General features: G+C 55.9%; 10 protein-coding genes. 7 read left to right on the plus strand and 3 right to left on the minus strand.

The window, feature by feature from the left end; all coding sequences use genetic code 11:
- Positions 1–173 precede the first annotated feature (173 nt).
- From dnaN to purF, 4 genes are read left to right on the plus strand one after another with little or no spacing between them, the layout of a single operon-like run.
- A complete protein-coding gene (dnaN, locus tag SynSYN20_RS00005; protein WP_186524215.1) occupies positions 174–1,331 on the plus strand; it encodes a DNA polymerase III subunit beta in 1,158 nt (385 codons plus the stop codon).
- A gap of 16 nt (positions 1,332–1,347) precedes the next feature.
- On the plus strand, positions 1,348–2,148 hold the full coding sequence (locus SynSYN20_RS00010) for an RNA methyltransferase (RefSeq protein WP_186524216.1): 801 nt from the start codon (positions 1,348–1,350) through the stop codon (positions 2,146–2,148).
- Positions 2,149–2,184: 36 nt separating this feature from the next.
- On the plus strand, positions 2,185–4,518 hold the full coding sequence (gene purL / locus SynSYN20_RS00015; protein ID WP_186524217.1) for a phosphoribosylformylglycinamidine synthase subunit PurL: 2,334 nt from the start codon (positions 2,185–2,187) through the stop codon (positions 4,516–4,518).
- Positions 4,518–6,023: an amidophosphoribosyltransferase gene (purF, locus tag SynSYN20_RS00020; RefSeq protein ID WP_186524218.1), complete on the plus strand. Its 1,506-nt coding sequence runs from the start codon at positions 4,518–4,520 to the stop codon at positions 6,021–6,023. The genes purL and purF overlap by 1 nt, the downstream gene beginning before the upstream one ends.
- On the opposite strand, the gene SynSYN20_RS00025 is transcribed toward purF, so the two are convergent.
- From SynSYN20_RS00025 to queG, 3 genes are all read right to left on the minus strand, one after another.
- A complete protein-coding gene (locus SynSYN20_RS00025; RefSeq protein ID WP_186524219.1) occupies positions 6,024–8,486 on the minus strand; it encodes a DNA topoisomerase (ATP-hydrolyzing) subunit A in 2,463 nt (820 codons plus the stop codon).
- A gap of 69 nt (positions 8,487–8,555) precedes the next feature.
- Complete coding sequence (locus SynSYN20_RS00030; protein WP_186524220.1) at positions 8,556–9,455, minus strand: tetratricopeptide repeat protein; 900 nt, start codon at positions 9,453–9,455, stop codon at positions 8,556–8,558.
- The gene (queG, locus tag SynSYN20_RS00035; RefSeq protein ID WP_186524221.1) at positions 9,455–10,432 is read right to left on the minus strand and encodes a tRNA epoxyqueuosine(34) reductase QueG; all 978 of its coding nucleotides are present in this window, start codon (positions 10,430–10,432) and stop codon (positions 9,455–9,457) included. The genes SynSYN20_RS00030 and queG overlap by 1 nt, the downstream gene beginning before the upstream one ends.
- A 41-nt stretch (positions 10,433–10,473) precedes the next feature.
- Between queG and SynSYN20_RS00040 the strand changes: the two genes are divergently transcribed.
- Genes SynSYN20_RS00040 through nusB form a run of 3 tightly spaced genes read left to right on the plus strand, consistent with a single transcriptional unit; the run spans position 10,474 to position 12,594 of the window.
- Positions 10,474–11,136, plus strand: a complete 663-nt coding sequence (locus SynSYN20_RS00040) for an HpsJ family protein (RefSeq protein WP_186524222.1) — start codon at positions 10,474–10,476, stop codon at positions 11,134–11,136.
- A 54-nt stretch (positions 11,137–11,190) separates the two neighbouring features.
- Positions 11,191–11,940 (plus strand): DUF502 domain-containing protein, encoded by a 750-nt coding sequence (locus SynSYN20_RS00045; protein WP_186524223.1) that lies wholly within the window; start codon positions 11,191–11,193, stop codon positions 11,938–11,940.
- A 21-nt stretch (positions 11,941–11,961) separates the two neighbouring features.
- Entirely contained in the window at positions 11,962–12,594 is a 633-nt protein-coding gene (gene nusB, locus SynSYN20_RS00050) for a transcription antitermination factor NusB (protein ID WP_186524224.1), read from the plus strand.
- Positions 12,595–12,597 lie beyond the last annotated feature (3 nt).

Below are 12,597 nucleotides of genomic sequence, written 5' to 3' on the forward strand. Positions count from 1 at the left end.
AGCTTCTTTCCCCCGTTTCCACAGGACCTACTACGGCTGTTTTAGTAGTTCTTTTAAGAGAATAAAAACAGCCCTAAAGCCGGGGAACACAAAAAAAACGTGAAACCATTGCGCTTCTCCCGAGCCTGTGAAATCGTGTGGAGAGATTTGTTTCCGCCGTTGGCTCGGACCTCATGAAATTGGTCTGTTCTCAGGCAGAACTCAACACGGCTCTGCAGTTGGTCAGTCGCGCTGTCGCCTCGCGACCAACCCATCCGGTGTTGGCCAATGTTTTGCTCACCGCTGATGCCGGCACGGATCGGCTCAGCCTCACAGGATTCGATCTGAATCTGGGAATTCAGACGTCACTCCCTGCTTCTGTCGACAGCAGTGGGGCAGTAACTTTGCCCGCCCGTTTGCTTGGCGAAATCGTCTCCAAGTTGTCCAGTGATTCGCCGGTGTCGTTGTCCAGTGATGCGGGCGCTGACCAGGTCGAGCTCACCAGCTCCAGCGGCAGCTATCAAATGCGCGGAATGCCTGCTGATGATTTTCCTGAGCTCCCGCTCGTGGAGAACGGAACAGCCTTGCGCGTGGATCCCGCATCCCTGCTGAAAGCCCTGCGTGCAACCTTGTTTGCCAGTAGTGGTGATGAAGCGAAACAGCTCCTTACAGGAGTCCATCTGCGCTTCAATCAGAAATCTTTGGAGGCCGCATCCACCGATGGGCATCGCTTGGCGATGTTGACGGTTGAGGACGCTTTGCAGACTGAAATCAATGCTGAGGACGCTGAGACTGAGGAATTAGCTGTCACGCTTCCGGCACGCTCCCTGCGTGAGGTGGAGCGATTAATGGCGAGCTGGAAAGGAAACGATCCAGTCAGCCTGTTTTGTGAGCGCGGTCAAGTTGTGGTGCTCGCGGCCGATCAAATGGTGACGAGCCGAACCCTGGAAGGCACCTATCCCAATTACCGCCAGCTGATTCCCGATGGTTTTAGTCGCACGATTGATTTCGATCGGAGGGCTTTTATTTCCGCCTTGGAACGCATCGCTGTCTTGGCTGACCAACACAACAATGTGGTCCGCATCGCGACTGAGCCAGCCACGGGATTGGTTCAGATCAGTGCTGATGCCCAAGACGTGGGGAGTGGCTCTGAGTCTTTACCGGCCGACATCAACGGCGAGGCCGTGCAAATTGCCTTCAATGTGCGCTACGTCTTGGATGGCCTCAAAGCCATGGATTGTGATCGTGTCAGGTTGTCTTGCAATGCCCCAACAACGCCGGCGATCCTCACCCCTTCCAATGATGATCCTGGCCTCACCTACCTGGTGATGCCGGTTCAGATCCGTTCTTGAAACCGTTCACGACGCCTTGACTGTTCCGGACCAGCTCCTCTTGAGCGATCTGTTGCACCACCGGGTGCGCTGTGATCAGGGCCTTGATCATGGGCCAGGGGTCATGGCTTGGATGCACCCGCCTGTGCATCGCCTGCTCGGTTGGGTGAGTCGCCCGTCTGCGTTGCGTACGAGCCGAGATGTTTGGCGTCTTGATCAATGTCGTGGATTCGACGATCAACAGGTTTTTGTGAAGGGGGCTCCGGCAGAAGCCGATCAGATCACTTTGGATCGGTTGCCAACTCTTTTGGATGCCGACCTTCTCAATGCCGATGGAGAGAGGGTCGGCATCATCGCCGATTTAGCTTTCCTGCCAGCGAGCGGGCAGATCAGTCATTACCTCGTGGCACGGAGTGACCCTCGGCTGCCTGGAAGCAGTCGCTGGCGCTTATTGCCGGATCGCATCGTTGACCAACAGCCGGGCTTGGTGTCGACGGCGATCCATGAACTCGATGATTTGCCTCTGGCTAGGGCCAGTGTTCGGCAGGATTTTCTTCAGCGCTCAAAGCAGTGGAGGGAACAGCTGCAGCAGTTTGGTGATCGCGCTGGGGAGCGCCTGGAAGGGTGGTTAGAGGAACCGCCTTGGGACGAGCATCCTGCGGCTTCTGACGCTGCATCGTCCTATCCGTCAGAAGCATCTTCTGCGGTGGACCCACTAGATGACTGGGATGATGGCGATTGGCCCGATGAACCCCAGGTAGAGCGTGGCCGCTCCGTTCGAAAGGATCCGATCGATCGAAATGATTGGCCTGATCACGAGGAAGATCCTTGGGTCTGATCGTCGGCAACACTGGGTACAGATAAGTCAGCGGTTGTGACCCAGTCCTCTCATGCGGTTGCGGCATTTGATCTTGGGGCAGCTCTGCGCCAGGAAGGGCTCAACGAAACGGATTACAGCGAAATTCAGCGTCGTCTCGGACGGGATCCCAACCGCGCTGAGTTGGGCATGTTTGGTGTGATGTGGTCGGAGCATTGCTGCTACCGCAATTCCAGACCCCTGTTAAGTGGTTTTCCAACGGAAGGCCCACGCATTCTCGTGGGTCCTGGAGAGAACGCTGGCGTGGTGGACCTGGGTGAAGGTCACCGCTTGGCGTTCAAAATTGAAAGTCATAACCACCCTTCAGCTGTTGAGCCTTTTCAGGGCGCTGCCACTGGGGTGGGTGGAATTTTGCGCGACATTTTCACGATGGGCGCCAGGCCGATTGCGTTGCTGAATGCCCTGCGTTTTGGACCGTTGGAAGAACCAGCAACCCGTGGTTTGGTGGAAGGGGTTGTGGCTGGTATCGCCCATTACGGCAATTGCGTTGGCGTGCCCACCGTGGGTGGAGAGGTGGCATTCGATCCGTCGTATCAGGGCAATCCCCTGGTGAACGCCATGGCCTTGGGCCTGATGGAAACGGATGACATCGTCCGTTCTGGAGCCGCTGGTGTGGGCAATCCGGTGGTGTACGTGGGAAGCACCACGGGCCGGGATGGCATGGGAGGCGCCAGTTTTGCGAGCGCTGAACTCAGTGCGGATTCACTGGATGACCGGCCTGCCGTGCAGGTTGGAGATCCGTTTCTCGAGAAGGGCTTGATTGAGGCTTGCTTGGAAGCCTTTCAGAGCGGTGATGTCGTTGCCGCTCAGGATATGGGTGCAGCGGGTCTCACCTGTAGTTGTTCGGAGATGGCAGCGAAGGGAGATGTGGGCGTTGAGTTGGACCTCGATCGGGTGCCCGCAAGAGAACACGGCATGACCGCCTACGAATTCCTGCTTTCGGAATCCCAAGAGCGCATGTTGTTTGTTGTGCGTTCGGGTCGGGAGGAGCAGTTGATGCAGCGTTTCCGGCGTTGGGGACTTCAAGCGGCCGTTGTCGGTCGCGTTTTGGAGGAGCCAGTGGTGAGGGTGTTGCAACACGGTGCGGTGGCAGCAGAAGTACCGGCCCGTGCCTTGGCAGAAGACACCCCGATCAACCAGCACGAGCTTCTCTCTGAGCCACCAGAGGACATCCAGACGCATTGGACCTGGCGTGAATCAGATCTTCCTCGTCCAGCCCCCGATCGCGATTGGAATGCGGATCTGTTGCGTTTGCTTGATGACCCCACGATTGCCTGCAAGCGCTGGATCTATCGCCAATACGACCAGCAGGTGTTGGCCAATACGGTGATTCGAGCCGGTGGCGCTGATGCTGCAGTGATTCGTCTTCGTCCGCAACAGGGTGATGCGTCGCTGCAACCAACTCAGCGTGGAGTTGCGGCCACCGTGGATTGTCCCAATCGCTGGGTGGCGCTTGACCCAGAGCGGGGAGCGATCGCAGCGGTGGCAGAGGCAGCCCGCAATCTCAGCTGTGTTGGAGCCCAGCCGATCGCTGTGACCGACAACCTGAACTTCCCGTCTCCAGAAACCCCCAAGGGGTATTGGCAATTGGCGATGGCATGCCGCGGCCTATCCCATGCCTGTCGCATCTTGGGCACCCCTGTGACCGGTGGCAACGTCTCTCTGTACAACGAAACCAGGGCAGATGATGGAAGCCTTCAGCCCATTCATCCCACGCCTGTCGTAGGCATGGTGGGACTGGTGGAAGATCTCGATCGCTCCGGAGGTTTGGCTTGGCGACAACCTGGTGATCTTGTGGTGTTGCTTGGGGTCTCCACCGACGAGGAGGGGAATGAAGGCCTTGGCTTGGCAGGCAGCAGCTATCAGGGAGTTGTTCATGGGTTGCTGACTGGCCGGCCTCCGAATGTGGATCTGGAGTTGGAGGGTCAAGTTCAAGCCTTGGTCCGTCAGGCGTTTTCGCAGGGTGTGTTGGCTTCAGCTCATGACAGCAGTGATGGTGGTTTGGCCATAGCGCTTGCGGAAAGTGCCATGGCCTCTGGTCTTGGTGTTGATCTCAACCTGCCGCCTGGGTCTGCTCGCCTGGATCGTGTTTTGTTTGCTGAGGGTGGTGCACGCATCGTTGTTTCGGTTCGTTCAGAACGGCGCAGTGCTTGGCAAGCCTTAGTGGCCTCGCAAGAGCATCAACGTGTTCCTGTGACAGAGCTTGGAACTGTTGCCGACCATGGTTGTTTCCGTTTAGCAGTGGGAAAATTGCCAGTGATTGATCTTTCTGTTGAGACGCTGCGAGAGCAATACGAACAAGCAGTTCCCCGTCGCCTCGGAGCGGTTTGATGCAGAATCTTGAGACCCATCCGAAGTCGAGGCGACCGGTGCATCAGCTCGAGCTAGAGCGTCCCGATCGCATGGAAGAAGCCTGCGGTGTGTTTGCTGTTCAGGCCCTAGAGCAGCCGGTGGCCAACCTCGTTTATTTCGGTCTATACGCCCTGCAGCATCGAGGTCAGGAATCTGCTGGCATTGCTGTTTTCAACAACGGAAAGGTCAGGCTCCACAAGGACATGGGCTTGGTGAGCCAGGTGTTTGATCAGGATGTGCTCGAGCGTATGCCTGGTGCTCTAGCCGTTGGCCATAACCGTTATTCCACCACCGGGAGTAGCAAGGTTTGCAATGCCCAGCCCGTGGTCCTGATGACCCGTCTCGGCCCCTTCGCGCTGGCGCATAACGGCAATCTTGTGAATGCAGCAGAGCTGCGAGCTCAGGTGGATGACGGTGAGGTGGAGTTCACCTCCACCACGGATTCGGAGTTGATCGCTTACGCGGTTCAGCAAACTGTGGATGGGGGCTTGGATTGGACAGAGGGGATTAAGGCGGCCGCATCCCAGTGCCAAGGAGCTTTCAGCTTGGTGATTGGAACGTCAGATGCCCTGTACGGCTTGCGTGATGGCTATGGGATTCGACCGCTGGTGTATGGCTACCTCGGTGATCAAGACCGTGGGCATTGGGTTCTCAGTAGCGAAACCTGTGGGCTCGACATCATTGGTTCGCCGTTCGTCGCGGATGTGGAACCTGGCGAATTAGTGGTGTTTCGTTGCGGGGACCCCACACCAGAACGTCATCGTTGGATTGAACCCACTACACGGATGTGCGTGTTTGAAATGATCTATTTCGCTCGCCCCGACAGTCGTTTCTTTGGTGAATCGCTCTACAGCTATCGACAGCGCATCGGCCAGATCCTGGCCCGTGAATCGGCAGTTGAGGCGGATCTCGTGATTGGTGTCCCTGATTCCGGAATTCCAGCTGCGATCGGTTATTCCCAAAGCAGTGGCATTCCCTATGCCGATGGACTGATCAAAAATCGCTATGTCGGCCGAACCTTCATCCAGCCGACCCAGGCAATGCGTGAAGCCGGGATTCGCGTGAAGCTCAACCCACTTCCAGATGTTTTAAATGGCAAACGGGTTGTGGTAATTGATGATTCGATTGTTCGTGGAACGACCAGTAAAAAATTGGTTCAGGCCCTCCGGGATGCAGGCGCCATTGAAGTGCACATGCGTATTAGTTCCCCACCGGTGACCCATCCCTGTTTTTACGGCATCGACACCGATACGCAGGATCAGCTGATCGCTGCTCGATTCACGCTTCAAGAGATCGAGGAGCACCTCAAGGTGGATTCCTTGGCCTATCTCAGCAAAGAAGGAATGGTGGAAGCGGCGCACGCTCAGTCGGAACATTTCTGTACCGCTTGCTTCGATGGGAACTACCCGGTTCCGATGGACGCTTCGATCAAAGCGAGCAAATTAATGCTCGAACCAGCAGGGGTGGCAGCAACGAATCTCTGATCAGCTGATTAAGGGCACCAATCGCAGGATTGATTCGTTGTCTTTGAGCGTGAGCTGATTCTCCTCGTTTACTTTCAGTCGTCCGTGGCGACCGTTTGATGTCACCACACCAATCAGGGAATCAGCGAGGCAAGCCGCCGCAATCCGTTCCGTTCCACTGCTGGATTCTGAATTCAGTTCCCAGCCGATTTCACCGAGATCGCCCCGTTTGCAATGCCGGATCGTCGTGAGTTCCAACCAGTGCAGACGACCTGTTTGGCTCGCCAGCAAGATGCTTGTAGGACGTTCAGCGTGCCCTGCGATTGCGGTGACCAGTTGTTCGCCAGGGAGTAGTCGCATGGTGATCGGTCCTTGGGCCAACTTGCCCATCAAAGGCAGATTGGTTTCTCCTGCTTGCAGACGAAGAACCCTGCCGATATCGCTGATGAGGACCACATCAGCGCCGTCTTGACAAATCAAGGCCGCTTTTAGGCTCACGCCTTCCTTCAGTTTTAAAACGGTGGCAGCTCGCCCCGACAATTCCTGAATGTCTTTGAGAGGGAGCCGTTTGAAGCGGCCATCACTGGTCAGCAGGCCCAGGGATTTCGTTTCATTGGCGTTGACATCCTCCGGATTGGGCAAAGGCAAGAGGGACACCACCTCATCGCCTTCAAGGGCTGTGGGTAGGAATCGCTCCAGGGTTCCTTGTTGCTGCCCTGCAAATTCCCAGCGCACAAGTGCGACACGACCGCTCATGGTTACGGCCAACAGCCGCGGCGGCGGCTGGATTGGCAGGCTAATCAGGGCTGGAGATGGTTCATCTCCCATCGGAACTGGATCGTTGAGATGCAGGCGTCCCAGCAGCTGAGGACTCACGATTTTCACTTGACCATCGTCTTGAATCAGCAGTCTTGAATCGCTAGGGAGGGCATCTAGGGCCTGGCGCCTCTGTAATTCGGCATTGGGCCTTTGGCTGGCGGCCCGCTCGGCAAGCAGGTGGTCACCACCTTCCACCAGTCGGGTGCGTCTCGGCGTTGCAAAGCGTTTTTTCAGTTGGCGCAGTTCTTCGATCAGGGCATCAAGCAATTGGTCGCGGTTTTCCAGCAGCAGGGTGAGTCGCTGTCTTTCCTTGCGAAGATCATCTGCCTCCTTACGCAGGCTTTCCTGTTCCAAGCCTGTGAGCCTGCGCAATGGCATGGCCAATACGGCATCAGCTTGCCGTTCGCTCAGATCGAAATGCACCATCAAGCTCGCCCGTGCCTTGGCGGCATCTCTGGCTTCTTGGATCATGGCGATCACCTGTTGTAGTGATGCCAGGGCGGTGGTCAGGCCCTCTACCACTTCAAGACGATCTTCTGTTTTGCGCAGCGCATGGTTGGTACGCCGAATGATCGTGAGCTCTCTGTAATCCAGGAAGGTTTGGAGGAGCTGCCGCAGCGTTAGTTGCTGGGGTCTGCCATCGACCAGGGCCAACAGGATTGCGCCGAAGTTGCTTTGCAGTGACGTGCGCCGTTGCAAGTCGGTCAGCACCGTTTCTGGATCGGCATCACGCCGGAGCTCCACCACCACGCGCATCCCCTCACGGTCACTTTCATCACGGATATCGGCAATGCCACCAATTTTTCCGTCGTTGACGTACTCAGCCAGTTTTTCAATCCAGCCGGCCTTACTCAGCTGGTAGGGGAGCTCGGTCACGATCACAGCGTTTCGCCGATGCTTTCCTTTGCCGGGATGCACCTCCTCAACATGGGCCACGCCACGCATGGGAATGCTGCCTCGGCCTCGTAAATACGTTTCGCGGACGCCGCTTCCCAGAAGCACTTCTCCGCCGGTGGGGAAATCGGGTCCAGGGATCAGTTTTAAGACGTCCTCTTCGCTTAGATCGGGGTTTTGAACCAGTGCAATCAGACCATCCACCACCTCGCCGAGGTTGTGGGGAGGGATGCTGGTGGCCATGCCAACAGCGATACCCGAGCAGCCATTGAGCAGTAAAAACGGAAGCTGGGCAGGAAGAACCGTGGGTTCCTGTTGGGACCCATCAAAGTTGGAGGCAAAATCGACGGTGTCGTCGCCGATTTCATCAAGTAAGCCCTCGTGGGAGATCCGCGCTAGTCGCGTCTCGGTGTAACGCATGGCCGCAGGCGGATCGTCATCCACCGAGCCAAAGTTGCCGTGACCATCGAGTAATGGGTGACGACTGGAAAAGGTTTGAACCAAACGCACTAGGGCGTCATAAACCGCTTGATCACCATGAGGGTGGTACTTACCAAGCACGTCCCCAACAACGCGGGCACATTTCCGATAGGGGCGGTCAGGGGTCAGCCCCAGTTCATGCATCGCAAACAGAATTCGGCGTTGGACGGGTTTCAGTCCATCACGCACATCAGGAAGCGCTCGGCCCACGATCACGCTCATCGCGTATTCGAGATATGAGCGCTGCATCTCGTGATGCAGGGCGATCGATTGAACGCGCTCCTCGGCCATCCTGCAGGGAAATAAGAGGGCAGTCGGGTGTCAGCCTACAGATCTTCTACTGCTTGACCCAAGTTTTGGTTAATTAGCGCTTTTTGGATCTGCATTCGCTTCAGCACGTTCGACGGCGTTTTGAAGGCTCGGATTGTTGAAAAGTTCAGCTGTCGCTCGGCGTAATTTCAAGCCCCAAAGTTGTTTTTTTTGGTGGCCAGGCAGCACGTAATTTGGAGATTCAGCAAGAGCTTTTTGAGCGAGCTTCAACGATTCCTGATCACCAGGATTCATTTTGTTCAATGCGGAAGCAAGGGCCAGCATCGGCTCTGGGTTGGCATTGATCGCTAAGACGGAACGCCAGCGGCGAATGGCTTCCTTGATGTTTCCCATTTCAAACAACACCAGGCTTTGGTTGTTTAAGGCTTCCCAAAAACTGGGCTTAATCGCTGTTGCGCGTTCAAAAGCTTTGAGGGCCCGCTTTTGATCGGATTGCATCACCCTGGCGTTGCCAAGATCGAAGTAGGCCGTTGCGTTTTTTGGATCCAGACTGAGTCCGCGATCCAACAGGGGGATGGCGTCGTCTGGTCGGTTGTCACGCAACGCTAAGGATGCTTCTGCGAACCAAAGACCTGCATTATTTGGGTTGAGTAATTTCGCTCGGGCCAGGGATCCGGCTGCGTCATCGATTTGTTCGCTACGGAGTTGGGCCTCAGCCAACACAGACCAGAGCCGTTCATCATTGGGTTGTAAGCGCACGGCTAGAGCGGCTAAGCGGGCGGCTTCTTTGGGTTGTCCAAGCCTTAGTAATTGCGCTGCAGTGCGACCGATGCCGATCCCAGCCCCCTCTAACTCTTGGCTGCTGGGCGTGAAGACATAGGGGATGAGGGCTTTGGCTGGTTCAGCGCTGCACAGACCGATCGCGCTCATCAGAGCGGCTAACGCCCAAGCTTTATTGAACAATTGGCTTGAACGCTGATGGGATCCCATTACCGAATCTCAGATGTAGTCAGGGTAGGTGGATCTACTGACTTTGCTGAAGCGGCATTGCGTCGCCACATCCAAGGTTTGATGCGTCTGAGTGCGGATCCGCGCAACTTCTGATCCCAGGTTGCCGGATCCCATTGTTCAACCTGCGCAGCACTTAGATCTAAGACCCAGGGACGGGGCTGGACCTCTGGATCTTGACTCGATGGAAGCTCCTTTTGATTGAACGGACAGACGTCCTGGCAAATATCACAGCCAGCGACCCATGGACCCATCCCAGTCTTAATCAGTTCTGGAAGCTGCTCCTCTCGGTTTTCAATCGTGTGATAAGCGATGCATCGCCGTGAATCAACGACGAACGGCTCCCGTATGGCGTCGGTGGGGCAGGCGTCCATGCACGCTCTGCAGCGGCCGCAGCGAGCTTGCGCTGGCTGATCCGCCTCTAAATCTTCTGTGCTGAGTAGGTGGCCGATCACCATCCACGACCCTCGCTGCCGATGAATCACGTTGCTGTGTTTGCCAATCCATCCCAGACCTGCCTCTTCCGCCCATGCCTTATCCAGTAGGGGTTCGGCATCCACGCAAACCCGCCAGCGCGATTCGGGCCTTTGTGTTTCAAGCCAGCGGCCAACGCGGCGCAGCCTTTGGTTGACGACGCGGTGATAGTCACGCCCCCACGCGTAGCGAGCAATCGCAAGGCTGTTGGGTTGGCGCGAGTCGGAGACGTAGTAGTTCAGCCCAACGGCAAGCAAGCTGCGCGCTCCATCGAGAAGTGTTCTTGCGTCAAGTCTTCGTGGAGCAGCCATCCAGCCCATCTCCGCTTGAAAACCAGCGTCAAGCCAGCGCTGTAAAGCTGCTGTTCGCATCTGCAACCTTGAACTTCCCGGCAGACAGGCGATTCCTACAGGATCGAATCCTTCCTGGCGGGCACGTTCCTTGAGAGCTGCACTGAGTTCTGGTTGTCCAGCGGAGGACGTCACGGAAACGGGTCGTAAAATTACTTACCTTTAAACATCCTTACGTGTCCGCATCCCCATCGGGTTCTCAATCCTTACGACTGTCGTTTGTTCTGAGGTGGTTGGGCATCACCCTGGTTGCGCTGCTGGCCTTGCAGATGGCTGTTCTGCTGAGTGCAGCCGATTGGGCGGATGGTGTTTTTAAGCAACTGTTGATCGAGCGCTTGGTCAATCAAGCTCCCATGGGGCTGATCGGGCTTTTGCTCATGCTTCTTGGCTCGCGTCTTGACCAACCGGAGACCGCAAGACCTCCGATTCGTTGGCTGGTTTGCGTGATTTCTGCGTTGTTGGCGATTTTGATGATCGTGGTTGTTCCTGTCTCGATCTCAGGCAATCAGAACCTCTCAGGTGAATCCGATCAAACGCTTGAGCAGCAAAAGGGTCAGTTGGAGATGGCTCGCCAGCAATCGGCGAATCCCGAGAACGTAAAAATGCTTGGTAACCAGCTCACCCAGGCCGGGCAGTTGCCTGCTGATGCCAGTGAGGACGACAAGGTCAAAGCTGCTCAGGCTTTCATCGATAAGCAGCTGGCTCAGATGGAACAGCAGATCAAGCAGGGTGAACGTCAGCGCAACCTTGCTGTGAATCAGCGTCGTTTTGGCGGAACCTTGAGTGCGGTGATTCTTGCCGTTGCTTTCGTGCTCTTGGCTCTGGCGGCCGTGATCTAACGATCTGCTGGTTAGGTTGGTGAGATCACGTCAGCCTTAGGCCACAGGCGCTCCTTGGTGCAGTCCAATCCAAGACCTGACCTGCCGCTTAGCGCCAGGCTTCAGCAAGATCTGAAAAACGATTTAATCGCTGGGTTGTTGGTGGTCATTCCGCTGGCAACCACTTTTTGGTTGGCAACGACGGTCAGTCGTTTTGTGCTGGCTTTTCTGACGTCAATTCCCAAGCAGTTCAATCCCTTCATCACCCTTAATCCTCTTCTCCAGGATTTGATCAACCTGGCGCTGGGATTAACGGTTCCGCTGTTTGCGATTTTGCTGATCGGCTTGATGGCGAGGAACATTGTCGGGCGCTGGTTGCTCGAGTTCGGCGAAGAAACCCTCCAACGCATTCCTCTTGCTGGTTCGGTTTACAAAACCCTGAAACAGCTGCTCGCCACCTTTTTGAGAGACAATTCTCAGCGTTTTAGGCGCGTAGTTTTAGTGGAATATCCCCGTGAGGGTCTTTACAGCGTGGGCTTTGTGACCGGTGTGGTGGGTCCTTCCCTCCAAGCTGAGCTCACTCAGCCCCTTCTCAGTGTGTTTATTCCCACAGCACCAAATCCAACAACGGGCTGGTACACCTTGGTGCCTGAAACATCTGTCAAAGATCTGGACATTTCAGTGGAGGATGCATTTCGAACGATCATTTCCGCTGGCATTGTGAATCCTGATGAGCGTGAAGCTCCTGTGAATCGAAGTTTTTCCAGCCTGATCTCTCAGCTGAGGGGTTCTGGGTCACCCTCGTCGTCCACCACTGGAGCCTGAACTCGACTCGGCCCTATGTCCATGCAGTCCCGATCCCTGTCCCGTGAACTAGCGCTGCTAGTGCTCGGTCAATGCCCTGAACGGGTGGATGATCCCCCTGATCTTTCTTTGGATACTTTGCTTCAAAAAGCACTCGATAGCTTGATGCAGCACTGGACAGAAGTCCTGGACTGTTGTGCTGGAGATCTGGAAAAAGCTCAGCAACATTTGCTTGAGAGTGAACTGAAGGATGGTCCTTCCTCAGATCAAGCTTCGGTTCGTGAGTCGTTGCAGTCGTCTCTCACTGGGGCCGAACAAGTTTTGAATGGTCTGTCAGCCAGTCTTGAGTTGCCGCGCTTACTGGCCTTATCCAATCAAGATCAGGTGCGTCGCGAGGCCATGCAGCGCGTGATGTTGGTTCTGAAGAAGCGCAAAGCGATTGATCAGTTGCTCGACGGTGTGATGGAGGGCTGGCGCCTCACCCGATTACCACGCATCGATCGCGATATTTTGCGTTTGGCTGTGATTGATCTTTCCGAACTCCATACCCCTGCTGCAGTGGCTTGCAACGAAGCTGTTGAGTTAGCGCACCGTTTCAGTGACGAGCAGGGACGAAAGATGATTAATGGTGTGCTGCGTCGTCTGCAGAACGCCCCCTCACTGGTGTTGTCCTGAACT

Source organism: Synechococcus sp. SYN20 (assembly GCF_014279555.1).
Classification (GTDB): domain Bacteria; phylum Cyanobacteriota; class Cyanobacteriia; order PCC-6307; family Cyanobiaceae; genus Synechococcus_C.